The sequence below is a fragment of the Streptomyces sp. NPDC004788 genome (genome assembly GCF_053601115.1).
Window position 1 is genome coordinate 68,370 of the sequence record NZ_JBSGBF010000022.1, and the last position, 24,125, is coordinate 92,494.

Annotated in this window: 21 protein-coding genes; 13 read left to right on the forward strand and 8 right to left on the reverse strand. The window is 72.3% G+C overall.

Annotated elements, in window-relative coordinates:
* Window positions 1–43 precede the first annotated feature (43 nt).
* Window positions 44–2,821: a BTAD domain-containing putative transcriptional regulator gene (locus ACWEJX_RS12930; RefSeq protein WP_451607492.1), complete on the reverse strand. Its 2,778-nt coding sequence runs from the start codon at window positions 2,819–2,821 to the stop codon at window positions 44–46.
* Between the two features lie 102 nt (window positions 2,822–2,923).
* Window positions 2,924–4,108, reverse strand: a complete 1,185-nt coding sequence (locus ACWEJX_RS12935) for a low temperature requirement protein A (protein ID WP_451607493.1) — start codon at window positions 4,106–4,108, stop codon at window positions 2,924–2,926.
* 125 nt (window positions 4,109–4,233) lie between these two features.
* On the opposite strand from ACWEJX_RS12935, the gene ACWEJX_RS12940 reads away from it, so the two are divergent.
* The 6 genes from ACWEJX_RS12940 (at window position 4,234) to ACWEJX_RS12965 (ending at window position 9,866) form a co-directional block, all read left to right on the forward strand.
* Window positions 4,234–5,373, forward strand: a complete 1,140-nt coding sequence (locus tag ACWEJX_RS12940) for an MFS transporter (RefSeq protein WP_451607494.1) — start codon at window positions 4,234–4,236, stop codon at window positions 5,371–5,373.
* On the forward strand, window positions 5,370–7,667 hold the full coding sequence (locus ACWEJX_RS12945; RefSeq protein ID WP_451607495.1) for a molybdopterin oxidoreductase family protein: 2,298 nt from the start codon (window positions 5,370–5,372) through the stop codon (window positions 7,665–7,667). Before ACWEJX_RS12940 ends, ACWEJX_RS12945 begins: the two co-directional genes overlap by 4 nt.
* 8 nt (window positions 7,668–7,675) lie before the next feature.
* Complete coding sequence (locus tag ACWEJX_RS12950; protein WP_451607496.1) at window positions 7,676–8,275, forward strand: 4Fe-4S dicluster domain-containing protein; 600 nt, start codon at window positions 7,676–7,678, stop codon at window positions 8,273–8,275.
* A complete protein-coding gene (locus tag ACWEJX_RS12955) occupies window positions 8,272–9,039 on the forward strand; it encodes a QcrA and Rieske domain-containing protein (RefSeq protein WP_451607497.1) in 768 nt (255 codons plus the stop codon). Before ACWEJX_RS12950 ends, ACWEJX_RS12955 begins: the two co-directional genes overlap by 4 nt.
* Complete coding sequence (locus ACWEJX_RS12960) at window positions 9,036–9,485, forward strand: hypothetical protein (RefSeq protein WP_451607498.1); 450 nt, start codon at window positions 9,036–9,038, stop codon at window positions 9,483–9,485. Before ACWEJX_RS12955 ends, ACWEJX_RS12960 begins: the two co-directional genes overlap by 4 nt.
* A gap of 165 nt (window positions 9,486–9,650) precedes the next feature.
* Window positions 9,651–9,866 (forward strand): hypothetical protein, encoded by a 216-nt coding sequence (locus ACWEJX_RS12965; protein ID WP_403800455.1) that lies wholly within the window; start codon window positions 9,651–9,653, stop codon window positions 9,864–9,866.
* 19 nt (window positions 9,867–9,885) lie between these two features.
* On the opposite strand, the gene mscL is transcribed toward ACWEJX_RS12965, so the two are convergent.
* The 5 genes from mscL to ACWEJX_RS12990 form a co-directional block, all read right to left on the reverse strand.
* On the reverse strand, window positions 9,886–10,401 hold the full coding sequence (gene mscL / locus ACWEJX_RS12970; RefSeq protein WP_451607499.1) for a large conductance mechanosensitive channel protein MscL: 516 nt from the start codon (window positions 10,399–10,401) through the stop codon (window positions 9,886–9,888).
* A gap of 114 nt (window positions 10,402–10,515) precedes the next feature.
* Window positions 10,516–11,052, reverse strand: coding sequence for a hypothetical protein (locus ACWEJX_RS12975; protein ID WP_451607500.1), 537 nt, complete (start codon window positions 11,050–11,052; stop codon window positions 10,516–10,518).
* A 327-nt stretch (window positions 11,053–11,379) separates the two neighbouring features.
* A complete protein-coding gene (locus tag ACWEJX_RS12980; protein ID WP_451607501.1) occupies window positions 11,380–11,694 on the reverse strand; it encodes an FmdB family zinc ribbon protein in 315 nt (104 codons plus the stop codon).
* Between the two features lie 68 nt (window positions 11,695–11,762).
* Window positions 11,763–13,040 carry an MFS transporter gene (locus ACWEJX_RS12985; RefSeq protein ID WP_451607502.1) on the reverse strand — a complete coding sequence of 426 codons (1,278 nt, stop codon included), beginning with the start codon at window positions 13,038–13,040 and terminating at the stop codon, window positions 11,763–11,765.
* A 244-nt stretch (window positions 13,041–13,284) separates the two neighbouring features.
* On the reverse strand, window positions 13,285–14,847 hold the full coding sequence (locus ACWEJX_RS12990; RefSeq protein ID WP_451607513.1) for a potassium/proton antiporter: 1,563 nt from the start codon (window positions 14,845–14,847) through the stop codon (window positions 13,285–13,287).
* A gap of 245 nt (window positions 14,848–15,092) precedes the next feature.
* On the opposite strand from ACWEJX_RS12990, the gene ACWEJX_RS12995 reads away from it, so the two are divergent.
* A complete protein-coding gene (locus tag ACWEJX_RS12995; RefSeq protein WP_451607503.1) occupies window positions 15,093–17,825 on the forward strand; it encodes a penicillin acylase family protein in 2,733 nt (910 codons plus the stop codon).
* 36 nt (window positions 17,826–17,861) lie between these two features.
* Here ACWEJX_RS12995 and ACWEJX_RS13000 read toward each other — a convergent pair whose 3' ends face one another.
* Window positions 17,862–18,470 carry a 5-formyltetrahydrofolate cyclo-ligase gene (locus ACWEJX_RS13000; RefSeq protein WP_451607504.1) on the reverse strand — a complete coding sequence of 203 codons (609 nt, stop codon included), beginning with the start codon at window positions 18,468–18,470 and terminating at the stop codon, window positions 17,862–17,864.
* 44 nt (window positions 18,471–18,514) lie between these two features.
* Between ACWEJX_RS13000 and galU the strand changes: the two genes are divergently transcribed.
* From galU to sepX, 6 genes are all read left to right on the forward strand, one after another.
* Window positions 18,515–19,414 (forward strand): UTP--glucose-1-phosphate uridylyltransferase GalU, encoded by a 900-nt coding sequence (galU, locus tag ACWEJX_RS13005; protein WP_451607505.1) that lies wholly within the window; start codon window positions 18,515–18,517, stop codon window positions 19,412–19,414.
* Between the two features lie 4 nt (window positions 19,415–19,418).
* Window positions 19,419–20,780, forward strand: a complete 1,362-nt coding sequence (glp, locus tag ACWEJX_RS13010; protein WP_451607506.1) for a molybdotransferase-like divisome protein Glp — start codon at window positions 19,419–19,421, stop codon at window positions 20,778–20,780.
* Window positions 20,781–20,837: 57 nt separating this feature from the next.
* A complete protein-coding gene (gene moaC, locus ACWEJX_RS13015; RefSeq protein ID WP_451607507.1) occupies window positions 20,838–21,323 on the forward strand; it encodes a cyclic pyranopterin monophosphate synthase MoaC in 486 nt (161 codons plus the stop codon).
* 101 nt (window positions 21,324–21,424) lie between these two features.
* Window positions 21,425–21,940 carry a MogA/MoaB family molybdenum cofactor biosynthesis protein gene (locus ACWEJX_RS13020; RefSeq protein ID WP_451607514.1) on the forward strand — a complete coding sequence of 172 codons (516 nt, stop codon included), beginning with the start codon at window positions 21,425–21,427 and terminating at the stop codon, window positions 21,938–21,940.
* A complete protein-coding gene (locus tag ACWEJX_RS13025; RefSeq protein WP_451607508.1) occupies window positions 21,937–22,566 on the forward strand; it encodes a GNAT family N-acetyltransferase in 630 nt (209 codons plus the stop codon). Before ACWEJX_RS13020 ends, ACWEJX_RS13025 begins: the two co-directional genes overlap by 4 nt.
* Before the next feature lie 156 nt (window positions 22,567–22,722).
* The gene (sepX, locus tag ACWEJX_RS13030; protein ID WP_451607509.1) at window positions 22,723–23,862 is read left to right on the forward strand and encodes a divisome protein SepX/GlpR; all 1,140 of its coding nucleotides are present in this window, start codon (window positions 22,723–22,725) and stop codon (window positions 23,860–23,862) included.
* Window positions 23,863–24,125 lie beyond the last annotated feature (263 nt).

The window sequence follows — 24,125 nt, forward strand, 5'->3', positions numbered from 1 at the left end:
CTGACGGCCGCTGATGGCCGCTGACAGGGACCCGTGGCGGGCGTCAGCGGAGCTCCGGAAGTCCCGCCCGCCGGGCCACCTCCGCCGCCCGGCCCCGGTCGGCCGCCGCCGGCCCGGCCTCGCCCGCCGCCTCGTGGACGGCGGCCCGCCGGCACAGCAGGTCCACGATGTCCTCCGCGACTCCCAGCGACTCGAAGAGCTCCAGGGCCTCGGCGAACAGCGGCAGCGGGTCCGGGGCGAGCGCACCGAGTCCTTCGAGCGCGGTGGCCGTGCCCCAGCGCTCGCCGAGAGCCCGGAAGCCCGCCAGGGCCTCGGTCAGCGCGGCCCGCGCCGCCTGCCGGTCGCCCCGTTCGAGCGCCAGATGCCCCTGGCCCGCGAACCCGAGCGCCCGCGTCCAGGCGTCGTCCGGCAGCGGAAGGCGGGCCTCGGGCCCAGTCTCCGGCCCGGTCGCCGTGGCCCACAGGAAGGCGGTGAAGGGTTGGCGGAGGGGTTCCGTACGGGAGGTGAGCAGGGTGCGGGCACGGGCGAGGCGCTCCGGGTCGGGGCCGCGCGGATGGGAGCCCTCCGCTCCGGCACCGGCCGCGAGGACGCACAGCACGTACTCCTCGTCGAACCCGGCCGTCTCGGAGTCGAGGCCGGCGCACTCGGCCGCGTCGAGGAGTTCCGCCGCGAGGCCCGCGACCTGGCCGCGCAAGCCGCGCAGCCACCAGTACGGGGTGAGCGCGGCCACCAGGCGGAGCGCGTCCGCCGGGGCGTGCGCCGTCGCGCGGCGCAGCGCGACGCGGAGGTTCGGGTCCTCGGCGTCGAGGCGGGCGAGCCAGTCGAGCTGGGCGGGGCCGCGCGTATGGGGGTCGGCGGCGCGAGCGAGGGCCAGGTAGTGGGCGGTGTGGGCGGCGGGCGCGGGGTCGTCGGCGGGGAGCCGGCCGGCGGCGTAGGCCCGTACGGTCTCCAGCATCCGGTAGCGGACCGCGCCGGTGTCGAAGTCGCCCGCCTCCACCAGGGACTTCTCGGCGAGCGAGGCCAGGACGTCCTCCGCGTCCGCCTGCTCCACCCCGCACACCCGGGCCACGGCCTCGGCCGTCGCGCCGCCCCGGAACACCGAGAAGCGCGCCGCGAGTTCTCGTTCCTCCGCGTCCAGGAGCTCCCAGCTCCACTCGACGACGGCGGCCAGCGTCCGGTGCCGCTCGGGCGCGGTGCGGTCACCTCGTGAGAGCAACCGGAAGCGGTCCCCCGGCCCTTCGTCGATCCGCTTGTCGGGCCGCTTGTCGGTCCGCTCGCCGACATGCCGGCCGATTCGCCAGCCGTGCTGTTCGTCGGAATGTCGGCCGATTCGCCCGCCGGGCCCTTCGTCGCCATGCCGGCCGAGGTGTTCGCCGAGCCGGTCGGCGATCTGGTCGACGGTGAGGCTGCGCAGACGGGCCGCCGCCAGCTCCAGGGCCAGCGGGAGCCCGTCCAGGGCCGCGCAGATCTCCGGTACGCGCGCGTGCCCGGCGAAACCGGGCCGGGCCGCCGCCCCGCGCCGTACGAAGAGCTCCTCCGCCGCGTCCGGCGCGAGCGCGCCGAGCGGCAGCAGCGACTCGCCCGTGATGCCGAGAGCCTCCCGGCTGGTGGCGAGGACCCGCAGCCCGGGGCAGCCGGCCAGCAACTCCCGTATCAGCCCGGCCGCCTCCGCAACCACGTGCTCGCAGTTGTCGACGACGAGCAGCGCCGACCGGTCCGCGAGCGCGCGCACGAGCCCGTGCGGGCCGGCGTCCCGTACCCCCACGGCGCGCGCGAACGCCCCCACCACCTCGCCGGGGCCGACGGCCGCCAGATCCACGAACACGGCCTCGTCGTCTCCTCGGCCGTTTCCGATTCCGATTCCGTTTGCGTTTCCCTTTGCGTTTCCCTTTGCGTTTCCGCCGCCGTTGACGGCTTCGAGGGCGAGCCGGGTCTTGCCGGCGCCGCCCGGGCCGACCAGGGTCGACAGGCGCGCGGTGCTCAAGAGGGCGCGCAGCTGATCCCGTTCGCGCTCCCGGCCGACGAAGTCGGTGAGCGGGGCGGGCAGCCGGGAGGGCGGCGGGGCTGCTGGCACCGGACGGGCCGCCCCGGACTCCTCGCCCCGCAGCACGGCGAGATGCGCCGCCGTCAGCTCCTCCGCCGGATCCGCGCCCAGCTCCTCGGCGAGCGCCCCGCGCACCTCCTCGTACACGGCGAGCGCCTCCGCCTGTCGTCCCGCGCCCGCGAGCGCCCGCATCTGCAGCGCCCGCAGCCGCTCGCGCAGCGGATGCGCCGCCGAGGCCTGAGCCAGTTCCCGGGCGAGCGGGGCGGGGTCGCCGCCCGCGGCGAGCAGCGCGGCGGCCCACTCCTCCAGGGCGTCGAGCCGCAGCGCGTCGAGCCGGGCCGCCTGCCCATCGGCGTACGGAGCCTCCCGTACGTCCGCGAGCGCGGCCCCCTGCCACAGCGCGAGCGCCTCGCGCAGCAGCCCCTCCGCCCGTACGGGATCCCCGGCCGCGCCGGCCCGGGCGCCCTCCCGGGCCAGCCGCTCGAACCGGAGGGCGTCCACCTCGTCGGCGTCGGCCCCGGTCAGGCGGTACCCGGCGGGGGAGTGCTCGACCCCGACTCCGTCCGGGAGCGTCCGGCGCAGGCGCGAGACCTGTGACTGGAGGGCGTTGGCGGCGCCGGCCGGGGGCTCGTCGCCGTACAGCCCGTCGAGGAGGCGTTCCGCGGTGACCGTCCGGCCCGCGTCGAGCAGGAGCAGTGCGAGCAGGGCCCGGGCGCGGGGGCCGCCGGCGGCGGGGGTGCCGGACACGGTGAGCGGGCCGAGAAGCCGGAAGATCATGCGACGCATTGTGGCCGAGACATCTGACGGTCGGTCCGGCGATCGGTCGGTCGGGCGGTCGGTCCACGGTCGGTCGGACGGTCGGTCGGTTCGGCCCGACGGTCAGGAGGCGGAGCGGGCGGCCGGATTGGTGGCCGGGTTCGTGGCTGTGAGGGTCACTCCGACGGCCACGGTCGCGGCGGCGACGAGACCGGCGGCCAGCACGGCCCAGTGACCGGCGAACGAGCACATCAGGATGGCGAGGGACGAGACCGGAAGCACGAGCTGCTGGGCGATGCCGACCTTGAAGTAGCGGGCGTGCAGGAACCACACGCAGAGCAGGAAGACCGCCGTCGGGATGGTCACGGCGGAGGACGCGGCCAGGGTGGAGATGTGCGCCTTGCCGACGGCCTGCTCGACCGCGATCTCGATGCCGGCGCCGATCGCGGCGGCGGAGGTGAAGATCAGGTAGTGGCCGTAACCCCACAGGAATCCCTCCCGGTTGGAGGCGAGCCGGTCGTGGGCGGGCACGACGAAGTAGATCCACCAGGCGGCGAAGACGATCAGCAGCCCGCCGGCGGCGATCGGCAGTACCTCGGTCAGGGCGTCGTTCTCCGTCACGCCCGACTTCACGGCGACGGTCGCCGCCGCGATCGACTCGCCGAGCACGATGATCGTGAACAGGCCGTACCGCTCGGCGATGTGGTGCGGGTGCCACGAGGTGGTCACGTCCTTCTCCGCGTACATCGGCACGGCCATCTCCGCGATCGCCATCACCAGGAACACCCATGGCCGCGCGTCCTCGGGCGCGAGGAGGAGCGCCGTCCAGCCGATCTGGCAGGCGAGGACCCCGGTGGCGTAACGGCGGCACATCGCCCGCTCGGCGGTGTCGGTGGCGTGGTGCGCGGCGCGCAGCCACTGCGAGGAGAGCGCGAGGCGCATGACGACGTAGCCGATGTAGACGACCAGGAAGTCGTGGTCCTCGAACGCCCGCGAGACCCCGGCGGCCAGCACCAGCACGCCCGCGATCTGGACGAGCGTGACCACCCGGTAGAGCACGTCGTCGTTGTCGTACGCCGAGGCGAACCAGGTGAAGTTCATCCAGGCCCACCAGATCGCCCAGAACACCATCGCGTAGTTCAGGATTCCGGACCCGGTATGCCCCTCCGCGACGGCATGCACGAGCTCGGCCCCGGCCTGCGCGACGGCCACGACGAAACAGAGGTCGAAGAACAGCTCCAGCGGCGTGGCGGCCCGGTGCGCCTCGTCGCGAGCGCGGGCGGTGAGGGGAAGAAAGGGTTGTGTCATGCCCCCAGAACAGCAGACGCGGAGGTGACCCGGCGGGAGGCCACGGCGCTCCGTCTCCGTGCGGAGACTCACCCGCCCCTGTGGCAAAACGGGCGTAAGGGCGTAGATCAACTTATGGTGGCCGCGTGATCGAGCCACAGCAGGCCCCCGCCGAGCCTCCGCCCGCACCGGCCGAGCCCCCGCCCACCCAGGGGGACCGGCCTCTGCAGACGCCCGCGCAGGTGCGCCGCCGTGCCACCCTCGCCGGGGTCACGGTCTCCGTCCTGCTGATCCTCGCGATCGTCTTCGGCAGCCGGCTGCTGCGCGACTTCGACTCCGCCCTCCTCCCGTACGCGGTCGCGACCGTCTTCCTCGCCTTCGGCGTCGCCCACCGCTACACCGTCTGGGTCTCCGCACCCGGTGCCCGCCGGCTCTTCACGCAGGGCTGGCGGTCCTTCTTCTCCGCCGACAACTTCCGCAGGGCACCCACCGCGCTGCCCCGGATGATCGTCACCTACCTCGGCTTCCAGAAGTTCCTCGGCGCCCGCTCCCACGCCCGCTGGGCCGCCCACCAACTGATCTTCTGGGGTTGCGTGCTCGCCGCCCTGATCACCTTCCCGCTGACCTGGGGCTGGTTCACCTTCACCTCCTCCACCGGCTCGGGTCCCGGCTACGAGATGCGTATCTGGGGGTTCAAGGTCCTCGGCTTCGACTCGCTGAACGTCGTCGGCTGGCTCATGTTCCACGGCCTGGACGTCGCCGCCGCCCTCGTCATCCCGGGCGCCTGCTTCTTCCTGTGGCGGCGTATGAAGGACCGCGGAGCCGTCACCGGCCAGCGCTTCGCCTATGACCTGGTGCCGCTGATCGCCCTGATCGTCATCTCCGTCACCGGCCTGCTGCTCACCTTCTCCTCGATCTTCCTGCACGGCGGCGGCTACCAGTTCCTGGCGATCCTGCACATGGTGTCGGTGGTCTTCACCCTCATCTACCTCCCCTTCGGCAAGTTCTTCCACATCGTCCAGCGGCCCGCCGCCGTCGGCATGCAGCTGTTCAAGTACACCGCCCGCCGCGCGGACGGCGAGCTCACGGAGGACTCCGGCGCGCAGCTGCTCGCCTGCCGCCGCTGCGGCGAAGCCATCGACACCGCCCCCTACGTCGAGAACCTCCGGGGCACCATGCGCGACCTGCGGCTCGACTTCGACGAATGGGCCGAGTACTGCCCGCGCTGCAAGCGCGTCCTGCGGGGCAACGCCTATCTCACCCACGTCAAGAAGGGCTTCAAGTGACCTCCCCACTGCCTCTTGACCCCGCCGTCGCCCCGCCCGGTACCCGCGACTTCCGTGACGCGGGCGGCATCCCCGCCGACCGCTGGCACGCCGACCAGAACGGCGAGACCCTCGTTCCCACCCACTGCTGCTTCTGCGGCGTGCAGTGCGGCATGTATCTGCGCGTCGACCACGGCGGCAAGGTCTTCGGCGTCGAACCCCGCAACCACGACATCAACCGGATGCGGCTCTGCCCCAAGGGCATCAACGCCTACCAGCAGGTCAACCACCCCGACCGGCTCACCGCCCCGCTGATGCGCCGCAGCCGCGACGAACCCTTCCGCGACGTCAGCTGGGAGGAGGCGCTCGACTTCACCGTCTCCGAGATCCGCCGCATCCAGGCCGCGTACGGCAACGACGCCTTCGGCCTGCTCGGCGGCGCCAGCCTGTTCTCCGAGAAGACCTACCTCGTCGGCAAGTTCGCCCGGGTCGCCCTCAAGACACGCCACGTCGACTACAACGGCCGGCTGTGCATGGTCTCCGCCGCCGGAGCCAACAAGCTCTCCTTCGGCATCGACCGGGCCGGCAACCCCTTCTCCGACATCCTCCTCACCGACTGCCTCCTCATCGCCGGCTCCAACGTCGGCGAATGCTTCCCCGTGATGACCCAGTACCTCTGGGGCGCCCGGGACCGCGGCGCCACGATGATCGTCGTCGACCCCCGCGAGACGGCCATCGCCCGCACCGCCGACGTCCACGTCGCCCTCAAGCCCGGCACCGACTCCGCGTTCTTCAACGCCGTCCTCCACGTCGTCGTCGCCGAGGGCCTCACCGACGAGGCGTACCTCGCCGCCCGCGCCACCGGCTGGGACGAGGTCAGGAAGACCGTCGCCGACTACCCGCCCGCCCGCTCCGCCGAGATCTGCGGCGTCCCCGCGGAGCAGATCGTCCAGGTCGCCCGCATGTTCGCCGGCGCCGACAAGGCCATGGCCTGGCACGCCCGCGGCGTCGAACACCACTCCCAGGGCGTCGAGAACTGCCTGTCGATCATCAACCTGTGCGTCGCCACCGGGAACATCGGCCGCCCCGGCGCCGGCTACGGCACCATCACTGGCCAGGGCAACGGCCAGGGCGGCCGTGAACACGGCCAGAAGTCCGACCTGCTGCCCGGCGGACGCTCCATCTCCGACCCCGAACACCGCCGTCAGATCTGCGAGATCTGGGGCATCGAGGAATCCGAGCTCCCGCCCGCCGGCACCTCCATGATGGAGATGGTCTGGCAGATGCAGCGCCGCGAGATCCGCGGCCTCATCGGTATCTGCAACAACCCCTTCGTCTCCCTCCCGAACTACGCCACGGTCAAGAACGGCTACGACACCACCGAGTTCCACGCCCAGTTCGACTTCTTCCTCTCCGAGACCGCCGCCAACGCGCACGTCGTCCTCCCCGTCACCGTCTGGGCCGAGGACGAAGGCGTCATGGCCAACGCCGAGGCCCGGGTCGTCAAGCACAACAAGGCCCAGGAACCACCCGCCGGCGTCCGCACCGACACCTGGGTCATCTGCGAACTCGCCAGACGGCTCGGTGCCGGCGACAAGTTCGCCTTCCCCGACTCCCGCGCCGTCTTCGAGGAGCTCCGCGTCGCGTCCGCCGGAACGGTCAACGACTACTACGGCATCACCTACGAACGCCTCGAGGAGACCGGCGGCATCGCCTGGCCCTGCCCCACCGTCGACCACCCCGGCACCCCCCGCCTCTTCGAGGACGGCCGCACCTACCACGCCGACGGCAAGATCCACCTGCAGGTCGTCGAATGGCACCCGCCCATGGACCCGTACAGCGAGGAATACCCCCTCTCACTCACCACCGGACGCACCGTCGCCCACTTCCTCTCCGGCAACCAGACCCGGCGCCTCGGCGCCCTCGTCGAACAGACCCCGCGCCCCTGGGTCGAGGTCCACCCCTCCCACGGCTTCCGCAACGGCGACCCGGTCCGCGTCGTCACCCGCCGCGGCAGCGAGGTCTTCCCCGCCCTGGTCACCGAGGCCATCCGCCCCGACACCGTCTTCGTCCCCTACCACTGGCCCGTGCCCACCGCCGCCAACGCGCTCACCGTCGACGCCCTCGACCCCCGCTCCAAGATCCCCGAGTACAAGGTCTGCGCCGCCCGCGTCGAGCCCGCCGAACGGGTCGACGAGGTGCCTCCGCCGCCCGTCGCGCCCGGCCAGGTCGCCTATCCGGCGACCCAGGTCTCCCGCCCCGACCCGCTGCCCCCCACGTCTCCCCAGGGCCGTGGCACCTCGGAGAGGAGCTGACGCCGCACATGATGGGCCGCACGATCTTCATCGACCCGGGCCGCTGCATCGGCTGCCAGGCATGTGTCTCCGCCTGCCGTGAATGCGACTCTCACCGCGGCAAGTCGATGATCCACCTCGACTACCCCGACGAGGGCCACTCCGTCGCCTCCCTTCCCACCGTCTGCATGCACTGCGAGGACCCGGTCGCACCCTGCGCCGAGGTCTGTCCGGCCGACGCGATCCTGGTGACCGCCGACGGCGTGGTGCAGCAGGCCGACACCACCCGCTGCATCGGCTGCGCCAACTGTGTCAACGCCTGCCCCTTCGGCGTACCGAAGATCGACCTCCGGGCGAAGCTCCAGATGAAGTGCAACCTCTGCTACGACCGCACCGCCTACGGCCTCGCCCCCATGTGCGCCACGGTCTGCCCCACCGGCGCCCTCTTCTACGGCACCCTCGACGAACTCCGCGCCGAACGCCCCGGTGTCCAGGTCGCCGACTCCTTCACCTTCGGCTCCACCACCGTCTCCACCGGAGTGGCCATGGTCGTCCCCGCCGACAAGGTCCAGTGGCCTGTCCCCGGCGGCCTGCCCATCGTCGAAGTCAACGGAGTGGATGTCCGATGAGCCTCACCGAGCAACCTCCCGCCGGCCCGGGCTCGGGCGGCTCCGGCCCGCGTTCCGGCTCCGGCTCGGGCTCCGGCTCCGGCTTCGGCCCGGGCTCGGGTTCCGGCTCCGGCTTCGGCCCGGGCTCGGGTTCCGGCTCCGGCTTCGGCCCGGGCTCGGGTTCCGGATCCGGAGACTTCGACGCCGCGCAGGAGGCGCTCCACGACCGGATCGCCGCCGACTCCCTCACCACCCGCCGCGACTACCTGCGCATCGTCGCGACCGTCTCCGGCGGCCTGGCCGTCGGCGGTGTCGGCGTGGCCTCCGGCATCCTCCACCGGCACGGCGACAGTGACGGCGCTCCCCAGCCGAAGAGGATCGCCGACCGCATCCTCCCCGGCGAGTCCCTCGCCTTCCGCTACCCGGGCGACGAGGACCGTGCCATCGCCGTCCGCACGGCCGACGGCGCCCTCAGGGGCTACTCCGCCGTCTGCACTCATCTGGCCTGCGCGGTGCTGTGGCGGAAGGAGCGGGGGAGCGAGGGCGAGCTGTACTGCCCCTGCCACGAAGGTGTCTTCGACGCCCGAACGGGAGAGGTCACCGCCGGCCCGCCGCCGCGACCCCTGCCCAAGGTGCTTCTGATCGAACAGGCCGACGGCAGCGTCTGGGCCATCGGCACCGCCCGCTCCGGCGAGACCGCCCAGGAGGGCTTGTGCCGCGAACAGGGTGACGCACTCCGCTTCTGCCGCGGCCTCGCCGGCGCCGAGGGGAGCGAACGCCCATGACCGGCACCTCGTTCCCCCCGGATCCGGCCGCCCCGCGTCCCCCGGAACGCACGCCGCCCGACGGCACCCCGCCGAACGGTCCCTCGCGGGACCTGCCGCCACGGCCCGACTACACCCCCGGCAGCGCCCAGCCCCGGCTCAACCGCCCGGTCCACGAGCGCTACCCCCAGATCCGTCCCACCAGCGGCTACGGCGACCCGCGGATCCGGCACACCGGTCCCGGCCCGGGAGCCGGTACCGAGCAGGAGCCCGAGCGCTCCTCGAAGCTCTCCGCCCGGCTGGCCCTTTCCCTCACCGTGGTCATCGGCCAGATGTGGGGACTGACCGTCGTCGTCGACGAGTGGATGGCCGGCGACACCGGCACCGCCTGGTGGGGTGCGGGGTTCCTCGTCCTGTCGTTCCTCGTGGTCCTCGGCCTGTGGCTGCTCGACCCGAAGGACCGCTGACCACCGGCGGGCTCCTGACCACCGGCGGGCTCCTGAGCACCGGAGGCCTCCTGACCACTGGCGGGCTCCTGACCACCGATGGGCCCCGGGACACCGCCGGGGCGCTGACCGCGATCCCGCAGATCAGCCGGGTGCGAGGCGGTGATCCCGGCGTACCCTGAGTACATGAGCACCGCCCCCGCCCACGGACCGCGAACAGCGAAGCGGACCGGCTCCGTACCCGAATCGCAACCCAGGCCGGCACTGATCTTCGACGATCCGCTGGACCAGCAGTCCGCGGACGACACGGACCGCGGGTGGGGCGAGCGGCCTCCAGCCGGCGGTGACAGCGCCGCCGACCTCGCGCGCTTCCTCGACGAGAAGCCGCCGCACCACCTCTGACGCCGACGCAAGCCGTCGGTCAGGAGGTGGAGTGCGCCCCGGCGCCGCCGCCGGCATGGGAGCCCACACCCGTGTTGTTCACGGCCGGACCGCGCTGGGCGACCAGGTGGTCGCGGATCTCCTTGAGTACCTCCAGCTCGCTGACCTCCAGGGTCTCCTGGACGCCTTCCTTCGCCTTCTCCTGCGCGGCGCGCTTGGCGAGGATCTTCGCCATGGGCAGGACCATCAGGAAGTAGACGACCGCCGCCGTGATCACGAAGCTGAGAACGGCGCTGAGGACCAGACCCCACTGGATCTGGATGCCCTGCATCTCGCCGTTGACCACCTTGCAGGGGGACTTGAGGCAGGACGCGTAGCCCTCCAGGTCCTTCGTGCCGAAGGCACCCACGATCGGGTTGATGATGCCCTTGACCACCGAGTTCACGATGTTGGTGAACGCGGCACCGATGACGACGGCCACCGCCAGATCGATCACGTTGCCGCGCATCAGAAAGGCTTTGAAGCCTCCCAGCAAGCTTTCCTTCTTCTCGGCCACCAAGGTGCCTTTCGTCGCGTGTGCTGCTGTGTGCGGAGCCATTACGCCGTGATCGGCACAGAGGCGTCCAATCCGTACACACGGGACGGTTACTTGACAGACCGTCAGTGCGAATCAGCACAGCGTCACCGCCAGCTGGGACGTGATGCCCGCCCCGGCGAGCGCCGTCGCCGTCGGTCGTGGCACGGACAGGACGATCAACGCCCCGCCGTCCGCACGGGGGTCACCCGGCTGCGGCACCTCTGCCACTCGGGCGCCCGAGGCCACCACGCGGGCCTCGCCGCCGGCGCCCATCGGCGCGTTGGGCGCGGCGATCACGTCCACCCGGTCGCCGGGCCTGAGCAGCCGGACGGTCGCCGCGTCGGCGATCCGCACCGGGGCGGACACCAGCGGCACGGCGGCCGGCCGGTGCGGCGCGTGCGCGGGAGGTGGCGGGGGCTGCGGGGTCAGGTCCTCGGCACCGGCCGCTCCGGTCGCCGCGAGCGCGGCGGCCGTCATCGCGAGGACCGCGGCGGGCGCCCGCCGCTTGCGGCGCAAGGCCCGGCTCAGCCGTAGCCGCGCGCCGCGCACGCGCAGCGGGTCGAACTGCGGCACCCCGCACGGCGCGGGCACCGAGGTGCGGGTGTGGGGGAAGCAGGAGTCTGTGGTCATCGCGCAACCGCCTGTCGTGACGTGCGGTTCGCCGGACGGTCCGGCGAACCGCACTCACCGTCCCGCGGTCGGGGCGATCCTGCTCGGGCCTGTGGACTACTCGGCAGTTGTGGACAACTTCCTCACTCCGTCGAGCGATTGCCGCGGCGGGGCGGGCCGGGGACGCTGGAGTCAGTCCGGTTCCCGCGGGCAGCCGCCCCCCGGCCCGCGGGATCAGGCAGTTCCGAGCGGGTGCGTCCCGCGTACGAAAACGCCGAAAGCCCCGCCGCGCGAGGCGGCAGGGCATCGGGTGGATCTTCGGGCCTACGGGTCCTTGTGGAAAGGAGGTCAGGCCGCCGGGGTGTTCGACGAGGCCGCCGGCTTCGAGTCCGAGGAGGACGACGAAGACGTCGACGTGGCCGACGAGGAGGTGGCCGACGAGGTCGTGGAGGACTTCGACGACGCGGGCGAGCTGCTGGACGACGAGCCGCGGCTGTCGTTCCGGTAGAAGCCGGAACCCTTGAACACGATGCCAACCGCGGAGAACACCTTCTTCAGGCGTCCCTTGCAGTTCGGGCACTCGGTCAGGGCGTCATCCGTGAACTTCTGCACCGCCTCGAGGCCCTCGCCGCACTCGGTGCACTGGTACTGGTAGGTCGGCACTTGTCTTCCTCCTGGCACTCACACTCATCGAGTGCTAACGACGATCCATAGTGACGTATTCCGTCGGTTCAGTCCACCGACACCGGAACTCGGTGACCGATACCACGTGCGGCGACCCGGCTCGTCGCCCGGGGGTGGAGGTGCGAGCGGAGGGCGAGCAGGGTGACGAGGGCGAGCAGCGTGCCCGCCAGCGGCACCAGGAAGCCGGTGCTCGCGCCGTGGGCGTCGGCGAGCCGGCCGGCGACCGTGACGGCGGCGGCCTGGCCCAGCGCCACGGCGCCGGTCAGCCAGGTGAACGCCTCGGTGCGGGCGGTGGCCGGGACCAGGGTCTCGACGATGGTGTAGCCGGTGATCAGGGCCGGGGCGATGCACAGACCCACGACCAGGCCGAGGGCGCCGAGCAGCAGGACGGAGTGTGCGGACCAGAGAAGGGAGGCTGCGACGGTGAGACCGGTGTAGCCCAGGATCAGGCGGCGGCGCGGGCCGATCTTCCAGGCGATGGCGCCCATCGCGATGCCGGCGAGCATGTTGCCGGCGGCGAAGACGCCGTAGAGCAGGCCGTTGACGCCCGGGTTGCCGATCTCCTCGGAGAAGGCGGTCAGGGAGACCTGCATGCCGCCGAAGACCGAGCCGATGCCGAGGAAGGCGACGACGAGGACGCGGACGCCGGGCACGGACAGGGCCGAGCGGCGCGGTTCGTCGGAGTGGCCGGCCGCGGCGGTCAGGCCGTGGGCGGGCTGAGTGCGGCGCTGGGCGGCGAAGAACAGGCCGCCGACCAGGGTGAGGGCGGCCTCGGCGATCAGGCCGGCGGCCGGGTGGATGCCGGTGCACAGGGCGGTGGCCAGGACCGGGCCCACGACGAAGGTGAACTCGTCGGTCACCGACTCGAAGGCGGCGGCGGTCGGCATCAGGGGCGTGCCGTCCAGCTTCGCCGCCCACCGGGCGCGGACCATCGGGCCGACCTGCGGCACGGAGGCGCCGGAGGGGATGGCCGCGAGGAAGAGGGCCCACAGCGGGGCGCCGGCCAGGGCCAGCGCGACGAGAAGGGAGACGGAGACGGTGTGCACGAGCACGCCGGGGACGAGGACGGCCCGCTGGCCGAAGCGGTCGGCGAGCTTGCCGCTCTGCGGGGCGAAGAGCGCCATGGAGACGCCGGTCGCGGCGGCGACGGCGCCGGCGGTGCCGTAGGAGCCGGAGGTGTGCTGGACGAGCAGGACGATGCCGATGGTCAGCATCGCGAACGGCTGTCGGGCGGCGAAGCCCGGAAGCAGGAAGGAGAGAGCGCCGGGGGTGCGCAGGAGCTGTCCGTAACCGGGACGCTTCTCGGTGACGACCGTGGACGCCACGGTCCTGGCCTTTCTGCCGCCTGGTAGCGGTCCCGGGCACGGTGGTGCGGGCTCGCCGAGAGCTGTCCTCTTGCGCGGAACTGCGGTAGATACCGGGACCCACTGCAGGGGTGCCTCGGCCGCCATACGGTCGCGCCAGCTCTGCGTCAGGCAGAGTTGGTTCGATCAGGTGTGCCTTCATGGTACAGGGAAGGGCGTCTTCCCGCCTGGGAAAACGCCCTGGAACCTGAATTAATGCCTGGGATTAACCGGATGTTCGCCGGAACGGGCCTCGATGGGGGCCACGGCGGTGTTCCGGGGCGGCCACGGCGGTGGCACCGCCGGTGCCGAGCCAGCCGGCGAGCTTGCCGCCCTGGTCGACCGCCCGCAGGCGGCGTTCGGCGGCGTCGCGGACCGGGTCGGTGGCGACGACGAGGAGTTCGTCGCCGCGCCGCAGCACCGTGGCGGGGCCGGGGACGAAGCTCTTCTCGTCCCGGACGACCAGGGTGACGGCGGCGCCGGCGGGCAGCCGGAGCTCGGCGACCTCGACGCCGTGCATCCTGGAGTCGTCCGGGATCGCCACGGAGAGCAGGTGGCCGCGCAGCCGCTCCAGCGGGGCGGACTCGACGCCCAGGTCGGCGGCCTCGGCCCGGTCGCCGAGGCGGAGGGCCTTGGCGAGCCAGGGCAGGGTCGGGCCCTGGACCAGGGTGTAGACGACGACGAGCACGAAGACGATGTTGAAGATCCGCTCGCTGCCGGCGGTCCCGGACACCATCGGGATGGTGGCGAGGATGATCGGCACCGCGCCGCGCAGGCCGGCCCAGGACATCAGGGCCTGCTCCTGCCAGGGGATGCGGAAGGGAAGGAGGCTGACGAGGACCGAGGTGGGGCGCGCGACCATGGTGAGGACGAGGCCGATGACTATCGCCGGCCAGAAGTCGTGGACGAGCTCGTGGGGGGTGACGAGCAGGCCGAGCAGGACGAACATGCCGATCTGGGCGATCCAGCCGAGGCCCTCGGCGAAGCCCCGGTTGGCGGGGGCGTGCGGCAGCTTGGCGTTGCCGAGCACCATCGCGGCCAGGTAGACGGCGAGGAAGCCGGAGCCGTGGCCGATGGCGCCGGAGGCGTAGGCGACGACGGCGATGGCCATGACGGCGATCGGGTAGAGGCCGGAGGCAGGCAGGGCGATGTGGCGCAGCGCGAGGGCGCCGAGGAAGCCGACGGCGAGGCCGACGGCGGCGCCTATCGCGAGTTCGAGGACGATCTCCCCGACGATGACGTACCAGGCGGCGTCGATCTCCCCGACGGTCGAGAAGGCGACGACGAGGATGACGACGGGGGCGTCGTTGAAGCCGGACTCGGCTTCCAGGACGCCGGTGACGCGGGAGGGCAGCGGGACCTTGCGCAGTACGGAGAAGACGGCGGCGGCGTCGGTGGAGGAGACGACGGCGCCGATGATGAGGGCCTGCTGCCACTCCAGGCCGACGAGGTAGTGCGCGCCCGCGGCCGTGATGCCCACGCTCACCGCGACGCCGACGGTCGACAGCACGACGGCTGACGGCAGCGCGGGTTTGATCTCCTTCCACTTGGTGCCCAGGCCACCCTCGGCCAGGATCACCACCAGGGCGGCATAGCCGATCACCTGGGTCAGTTCGGCGTTGTCGAAGGCGACGTTGCCGATGCCGTCCTGCCCCATGGCGATCCCGATCCCGAGGTAGAGCAGCAGGCTGGGAAGCCCGCTGCGGGACGAGATCCGCACCGCCGCGACAGCGATGAGCAGCACGAGCGAGCTGATGAGCAGGAGTTCGTTGAGCTGGTGGACAGTCAGTGGCCGTTCCTTCCCCTCGCGCGCCGCACGCGCAGCCGGACCGCGTCACCGGATCGTTCCTCCGGCGCAGGTACTTCGTTACCTTACCTAATCTTTAACGCTTTCTTGACGCCGTCTTGATGGTCGGACGTACATCAGTACGGATAAGTACGGTCTTCATCCTGACTCCGCGTCCGGGCCGTTCGGACGCTGCGCCTAAGGTTGCTCCCGTACTCCAGGACCACCCTGCCCCTCGAAGGACAGCGATGCCCTCCAACACGACCGCGCCCCCCACCAAGAAGAAGGGGCGGCGCGCCCGCCTGATCGTCCTCGTCCTGGTCCTCGCCCTGGTCGGCGGCATCGGGTACGGCGGATACTGGGGCGTCGACACCGTCCGGGGCTCGTTCCCGCAGACCACGGGGACGCTCAAGCTCGACAAGCTCTCCGGCCCCGTCGAGGTCAAGCGCGACGCCTACGGCGTTCCGCAGATCTACGCCGACAACGAGGCCGACCTGTTCCGCGCCCAGGGCTACGTCCAGGCGCAGGACCGGTTCTACGAGATGGACGTCCGGCGTCATCTGACGGCCGGCCGTCTCTCCGAGATGTTCGGCAAGAGCCAGGTCGACACCGACGCGTTCCTGCGCACCCTCGGCTGGCGCCGGGTCGCGCAGGAGGAGTACGACAAGGTCCTGTCGCCGGAGACCAAGAAGAACCTCCAGGCGTATGCCGAGGGCGTCAACGCCTATCTCAAGGACCGGGACCCGTCCGACATCTCCGTCGAGTACGCGGCCCTCACCCTCGCCAACGACTACTCGATCGAGCCGTGGACGCCCGTCGACTCGGTCGCCTGGCTCAAGGCCATGGCCTGGGACCTGCGCGGCAACATGCAGGAGGAGATCGACCGCTCCCTGATGGCCAGCCGGCTGAAGCCGAGCGAGATCGCGCAGCTCTACCCGGACTACCCGTACGCGCTGCACCAGCCGATCGTCGGCAAGGGCGCCGTCGACAAGATCACCGGGAAGTTCGACCCCGAGGCCGAGCCGCGCGACACCGCCGGCACCACCGGCACCGGCGACGGCACGGCCACGCAGGGCATCCAGTCCCAGCTCTCGGCGCTCTCCGACAGCCTCGACGAGATCCCGGCGCTGCTCGGCCCCAGCGGCAGCGGCATCGGCTCGAACTCCTGGGTCGTCTCCGGCCGGTACACGACCTCCGGCAAGCCGCTGCTCGCCAACGACCCGCACCTCGCGCCGATGCTGCCGTCCCTCTGGTACCAGATGGGCCTGCACTGCCGCACCGTCTCGGCCACCTGCGGTTACGACGTCGCCGGCTACACCTTCTCCGGCATGCCCGGCGTGATCATCGGCCACAACAACGACATCGCCTGGGGCTTCACCAACCTCGGCGCCGACGTCACCGACCTCTACCTGGAGAAGGTCGGCACCGACGGCTACGTCGTCGACGGCAAGACCAAGCCGTTCACCGTCCACGACGAGACCATCAAGGTCGCCGGCGGCGGCAGCCGCACCATCACCATCCGCTCCACCGAGCACGGCCCGCTCGTCTCCGACCGCTCCACCGAGCTGGAGAAGGTCGGCCGCTCCGCCCCCGTCGGCAACGCCGCCCCCGACCGCGGCACCGGCTACGGCGTCTCGCTGCGCTGGACCGCGCTCCAGCCCGGCAAGTCGATGGACGCCGTCTTCGAGCTCAACCGCGCCAAGGACTTCAAGAGCTTCCGGGCCGCCGCCAAGGACTTCGAGGTCCCCGCGCAGAACCTGATCTACGCCGACACCGAGGGCAACATCGGCTACCAGGCCCCCGGCAAGATCCCGGTCCGCTCCGACGCCAAGGGCTACGACGGCACCATGCCCGCGCCCGGCTGGGACTCGAAGTACGACTGGAAGGGCTACATCCCCTTCGCCGAGCTGCCCTACGAGTACAACCCCAAGCGCGGCTACATCGTCACCGCCAACCAGGCCGTGATCGACGAGAAGAAGTACCCCCACCTGCTCACCCGGGACTGGGGCTACGGCTCGCGCAGCCAGCGGATCAACGACCTCATCGAGTCGAAGACCAAGGACGGCGGCAAGATCTCGCCGGACGACATGCAGACGCTGCAGATGGACAACCGCAGCGAGATCGCGACCCTGCTCAACCCGCTCCTGCTGAAGATCGACATCGCCGACCCGCAGGTCCGCGAGGCCCAGAAGCTCCTCGAAGGCTGGGACTACAAGCAGGAGCCGGACTCGGCGGCGGCCGCGTACTTCAACGCGGTCTGGCGCAACGTCCTCAAGCTCGCCTTCGGCAACAAGCTGCCCAAGGAGCTGCGCGTCAAGGGCGAGTGCATCAACGTCCGCGTCTCCGACACCACCGGCCCGGTCGACGAGCAGAACAAGCTGGTGACCGAGTGCGGCCAGCGCGACCCCGACAGCGCGCAGCCGGACGGCGGCGACCGCTGGTACGAGGTGGTCCGCCCGCTGCTGAAGCAGGAGAAGAACCACTGGTGGAAGACGCCGGGTGACCGGCTCAACGCCCCCACCGAGACCCGTGACCAGCTGCTCGCGCAGGCCATGAAGGACGCCCGCTGGGAGCTGACCGCCAAGCTCGGCAAGGACGTCTCCACCTGGAGCTGGGGCCGGCTGCACCAGCTCAACCTGAACAACCAGACCCTCGGCACCGGCGGCCCCGACGTCGTCAGGACGCTGCTCAACCGCGGCCCGTGGAACGTCGGCGGCGGCGAGGCCGCGGTCAACGCGACCGGCTGGAACGCGGCCGGCGGCTACGACGTCACCTGGGTGCCGTCGATGCGGATGGTCGTCAACGTCGGCGACTGGGACAAGTCCCGCTGGATCAACCTCAGCGGCGCCTCCGGCCACGCCTTCAACAGCCACTACACCGACCAGACGGACAAGTGGGTGAAGGGCGAGCTGCTCGACTGGGTGTACGGGCAGGCGGCGGTCGAGGCCGCCACCAAGGACACCCTCAAGCTGGAGCCGTAAGACAGCAGGACGACACCAGCCGGAGAACCGGAGGAGCTACGACGCGAAGCGCCGGACCTCCTCCGGGGTCACCACCGCGTGCACGGGGTGGTCGTGCGGTTCCTCCGGGACCCGCGCGACCACCTCGTTCGCGTACAGGAGCACGACGAGCGCCGGATCCGCCGCCGCCCGCACGAGCCGGGCGAGGACCCGGTCGTACGAGCCGCCGCCCCGGCCGAGCCGCATGCCGCGCGCGTCGACCGCGAGGCCCGGCAGCAGCACCGCCCCCGCGCCGCAGACGGCGTCCGGCCCGAGCCGCTCGCCGACCGGTTCGAGCAGCCCGCGGCCCGCCTTCGCGAGCCGCTCGGCCCCCTCGTAGACGGCCCAGTCGAGGTCGTTGTCGGGCAGCAGCACGGGCAGCAGCACCCGCACGCCCCGCGCGCGCAGCGCGTCGAGCAGCGCGCGCGTCCCGGGCTCGCGCCCCACGGAGACGTACGCGGCGACCGTGCCGGCGTCGGCCAGCTCGGGCAGTTCGAGGGCGTGAGAGGCCAGCGCCTCGGCGGCGGCCGCGACGTCCTCGGGGCCCAGCGCGGCGCGGGCGGCGAGCAGGGCGCGGCGCAAGAGCGCCTTCTCGGTCGATTCCGCCTGGATCGGATCCACTCCCACGACTCTCAACATTCCTCTCATACCGAACGGCTAGGGTGCTCGCCATGACGCAGACGTCGCCCCTCACCAAGGCTGTCATCCCGGCAGCGGGCCTCGGCACCCGGTTCCTGCCGGCCACCAAGGCGACGCCGAAGGAGATGCTGCCGGTCGTCGACAAGCCGGCCATCCAGTACGTCGTCGAGGAGGCCGTCGCGGCCGGCCTCTCCGACGTCCTGATGATCACCGGCCGCAACAAGCGCCCCCTCGAGGACCACTTCGACCGGAACTACGAGCTGGAGGAGGCGCTGCTCCGCAAGGGCGACGAGGAACGCCTCGCCCGGGTCCGGGAGTCCAGCGACCTGGCCACCATGCACTACGTGCGCCAGGGCGCCCCGCGCGGCCTCGGCCACGCGGTGCTGTGCGCCGCCCCGCACGTCGGCGACGAGCCCTTCGCGGTGCTGCTCGGCGACGACCTGATCGACCCGCGCGACCCGCTCCTCGCGCGCATGGTCGAGGTGCGCGAGCGGTTCGGCGGCAGCGTCATCGCCCTGATGGAGGTCGAGCCGACGCAGATCCACCTCTACGGCTGTGCGGCGGTCGCCGCCACCGGCGAGGCGGACGTGGTGAAGGTGACGGGCCTGGTGGAGAAGCCGGAGCCGGCCGAGGCGCCCAGCAACCTGGCCATCATCGGCCGTTACGTCCTGGACCCGGCCGTCTTCGCGATACTGCGGGAGACCGAGCCGGGCCGCGGCGGCGAGATCCAGCTGACCGACGCGCTGCAGCGACTGGTGCAGGACGAGGGGTTCGGCGGCCCGGTGCACGGCGTCGTCTTCAAGGGCCGCCGCTACGACACCGGCGACCGCGGGGACTATCTGCGTGCCATTGTCAGACTGGCGTGCGAACGTGAAGACCTGGGGCCGGATTTCCGGACCTGGCTCCGCAGTTACGTCAGCGAGGAGATGTAGGACCTTGAGCAGCAGCGGAACGGCACCGTCGGCCCACGGCCACTCCGGCGAGGGGCCCGCCGACCCCTGCGCCGGCCCGACCCGGGGCCTGTGGTCGGTCGACGAGCACCTCGACGACATCCTGGCGGCGGTCTCCCCGCTCGAACCCATCGAGCTGCAGCTGCCCGACGCCCAGGGCTGCGTCCTCGTCGAGGACGTCACGGTGCCGGTCGCGCTGCCGCCCTTCGACAACAGCTCCATGGACGGGTACGCGGTGCGGGTCGCCGACGTGGCCGGGGCGAGCGAGGAGTTCCCCGCCGTCCTCACCGTGATCGGCGACGTCGCCGCGGGTGCCGGCGGGCTGCCCGAGGTCGGGCCCGGCCAGGCCGCCCGGATCATGACCGGCGCCCCGCTGCCGCCCGGCGCCGAGGCCGTCGTCCCCGTCGAGTGGACCGACGGCGGTACGGGCGGGGGCGCGGCCGGCACCATGCGCCCGGCGAGCGCCGCCCCCGAGGGCGCCGAGGGCGAGGTCCGGGTGCACCGGTCCGCCGAGGCCCGGGCCCATGTCCGGGCGCGCGGCAGCGACGTGCGGGCCGGGGAGCTGGCGCTCGCGGCGGGCACGGTCCTCGGGCCGCCGCAGCTCGGCCTGCTCGCGGCGATCGGCCGCGGCTCCGTGCGGGTGCGTCCCCGCCCGCGCGTGGTCGTGATCTCCACCGGCAGCGAACTGACCCAGCCCGGCGAGCCGTTGGCCGAGGGGCAGATCTACGACTCCAACAGCTTCGCGCTCGCCGCCGCCGCGCGCGACGCCGGAGCCATCGCCTACCGGGTCGGCGCGGTCGCCGACGACGCCGAGTCGCTGCGCGCCGCCATCGAGGACCAGCTGATCCGCGCGGACCTCATCGTCACCACCGGCGGGGTCAGCGTGGGGGCGTACGACGTGGTGAAGGAGGCGCTCACGGCGGACGGCGAGGTCGACTTCCGCAAGCTGGCCATGCAGCCGGGCAAGCCGCAGGGCTTCGGCATGATCGGCCCGGAGCACACCCCGCTGCTCGCCCTGCCGGGCAACCCGGTCTCCTCGTACGTCTCCTTCGAGCTGTTCGTGCGGCCCGCGATCCGCGCCCTGATGGGCCTCGCCGACCGGCCGGACACCCAGCGGCCCCGGGTGCGCGCGGCCGTCAAGGCGGACCGGGTGCTGACCTCGCCGGCCGGGCGGCGCCAGTTCCTGCGCGGGAGGTACGACGCCGCGTCCGGCAGCGTCACCCCCGTGGGCGGGGCCGGTTCCCATCTGATCGCGGCGCTCGCGCACGCGGACGCGCTGCTCGTCGTACCGGAGGAGGTGACCGAGGTGGCGCCCGGCACGGAGCTGGAAGTGGTCCTCCTCGGCTGAGGGGCGCATGGTGGGGGTACGGTGTCGTCCCACAGAGCGACCGGGAGTGTCACCGCCATGAGCACGCAGCAAGGACTCACCCACATCGACGAGGCGGGGGCGGCCCGCATGGTCGACGTCTCCGCCAAGGACGTCACGGCGCGCACCGCGCGCGCCAGCGGGCGTGTCCTGGTGTCGCCGCGCGTGATCGAGCTGCTGCGCGGCGAGGGCGTCCCGAAGGGTGACGCGCTCGCCACCGCCCGGATCGCCGGGATCATGGGCGCGAAGAAGACCCCGGACCTCATCCCGCTCTGCCACCCGCTGGCCGTCTCGGGCGTGAAGCTGGACCTGACCGTCGCGGACGACGCCGTGGAGATCCTCGCCACCGTGAAGACCACGGACCGCACGGGCGTGGAGATGGAGGCCCTGACCGCGGTGTCCGTGGCGGCCCTGACCGTCGTCGACATGGTGAAGGCGGTCGACAAGGGCGCGGTCATCTCCGACGTACGGGTGGAGGAGAAGACCGGCGGCAAGTCCGGCCACTGGACCAGGGGCGAGTCGTGACCCGGGCGGGCCGGGTGATCGGAGCCCACGAGCACGAGCACGAGCACGGGCACGAGGCTCATGAGGCCCACGAGGCACCCGTCGAGGCTGCCGAGCGCCAGGTGGCGAAGGGCTCGTACACCGCCCTGGTCGTCACCGCCTCCAACCGCGCCGCCGCCGGTGTCTACGAGGACAAGGGCGGTCCGCTGATCGCCGACGGACTGCGCCGGATGGGCTTCGCCGTGGAGGGCCCGCAGGTCGTGCCCGACGGCGCGCCCGTCGAGGCGGCCCTGCGCGCCGGGGTCGCGGCCGGCTACGACGCGATCGTCACGACCGGCGGCACGGGCATCTCGCCCACCGACGAGACCCCCGAGGCCACCCGGCGGGTCCTCGACCGCGAGATCCCGGGCATCCCGGAGGCGATCCGCGCGTACGGCCGGCAGAAGGTGCCCACGGCGGCGCTCTCCCGCGGCCTGGCCGGGGTCGCGGGCGCCACGCTGATCGTCAACCTGCCCGGTTCGACGGGTGGCGTACGGGACGGGCTCGCCGTCCTTGAGCCGCTGCTCGTCCACGCGGTGGACCAGATCCGCGGCGGCGACCACCCGAGACCGGCGGCGGAAGCGGGCCCGGAGTCATGATCCCGTCCTGGCCCGTGGTCCTGGTGGACGGCGACGTGCTGCTCCGCCCGATAAAGATGCGCGACCAGCGGGCCTGGCGCGAGGTGAACCGGCGCAACCGCGACTGGCTGCGCCCGTGGGAGGCGACGGTCCCGCCGGCCGGTCCGGGCGGCCCGGTGGCCCAGCGCCCGACGTACCGTCAGATGGTGCGCCATCTGCGGGCGGAGGCGAACGCGGGCCGGATGATGCCGTTCGTCATCGAGTACCAGGGGCAGCTGGTCGGGCAGTTGACGGTCGCCGGGATCACCTGGGGCTCCATGTGCTCGGGACACGTGGGCTATTGGGTGGACAGCGCGGTGGCCGGGCGCGGCGTGATGCCGACGGCGGTCGCGCTCGCCGTCGACCACTGCTTCCGCACGGTGGGGCTGCACCGGATGGAGGTCTGCATTCGCCCGGAGAACGGCCCCTCCCGGCGGGTCGTGGAGAAATTGGGATTCCGGGAGGAGGGGCTGAGGCCCCGTTATCTGCACATCGACGGCGCGTGGCGGGATCATCTGGTCTTCGCGCTGACGGCGGAGGAGGTGCCGGAGGGGCTGCTGCGCCGCTGGCACACGGCGCAGGCGACCCGTCGACAGCAGCACCATTGAATCCAATAAGTGTTCGAATTTAGTCGACAGTTGACCACCGAACGGTGTCAATCGATCTGAAGAATCACAAAAAATTTCAGTGATATCAGCCAGATCGTGCGACACACCGGGCCAATTGGCCGATGCCTTCACCCGAACCCCTCTACCGTGTGAGGCGTGAGCAGCAGCGGCCTCATCTACGCAGTCATCGTCGGGGCCTGGGCCGCCTACTTGGTGCCGATGTGGCTCCGCAGGCAGGACGAGCTGAACGAGGCCCGTCCGACGGAACGCTTCAGCACCGCCATCCGGCTGCTGTCCGGACGGGCGGGCATGGAGCGCCGTTACGCCAAGGAGCTGAGGGACCGGGAACGGGCGGCGGACGGCGTGGCGCCCGACGTGGACCCGGACGCGGAGACAGAGCATCTGAGCTCGGTCGACGTCCGGGGCTTCTGCGCGCCCGCGGCCAGGACGGAAGCCCGCCTGGAGTTCCCCGACGCGAGCCCCTCGGACCGGGCCAAGGCCCCGGCCCCCGTCCCGGGCAAGTCCCAGGCCCCGGCCCAGGCCCAGGCGGCCCCGGCCCAGGCCCCTTCGGCCCAGGCGGCCCCCGCCAAGGGCCCCAAGCCCGCCCTGCGCGCCAAGCCGAACGCGTCGGCCGAGCGGGCCCGGAGAAGCAAGGTCCTCGCCCGGCGCCGGCGCACCACGGTGATGCTCTTCCTCGCCTTCACCCTCGGTGCCATCGTCGCGGCCGTCGGCGGCCTCGCCTTCCTCTGGGCACCGGCGATCCCGGCTCTGCTCCTGAGCGCGTACATCGTCTATCTGCGCGCCCAGGAGCGGCGGCGCTTCGTCTACGTGATGGACCGCCGCAGCGCCGAGGCCGCCGCGGCCCGGCTGCGCGAGAGCCGCCGCCCCGCCCCGACGCCCGAACCGGCGCCCGCCCCGGCCGCCGCGCCCGCGCCCGAGCAGACCGTCTCCCCGCAGGAGGCGGACCGCCGCGCGCTGGTCGAGCAGACGGACCACGCGGAGTGGGTGGACCAGCAGCGCGATCGCGGCCCGGCCCGCGGCGACAGCTGGGACCCGGTCCCGGTCCCGCTGCCGACGTACGTCACGGCGCCGGTCGCCCCGCGCGCCTCGGGCGGCGTCGACATCACGGACCCGGAGACCTGGAGCGCGGCCCGCTCCTCCACGGCCGCCGACCCGACCCCGCCCCCGGCTCCCCGCCAGCGCACCGCCCCGCAGCGCCCGCGCCGCGACCACGGCCGCACCCCGCTCTTCGACCAGTACGCGGACGACGACCGCCCCCGCGCGGCCAACGAATGACCGGCCGGCCGGGGGTCCGTAACGGCCCCCGGCTGACCAGGGCGGGAGCGGATTTCCGACTCGGCCGCTCGGGATGCTAATGTTTCACCCGTTGCAAGGGCCTGTGGCGCAGTCCGGTAGCGCACCTCGTTCGCATCGAGGGGGTCAGGGGTTCGAATCCCCTCATCTCCACCACGAAGTACCAGGTGACAAGGGGTTTCGGAGTTGATCCGAGGCCCCTTTTCGCTGTCTGAGGGCCAATGGGAGCCAAACGGGGAGCCACC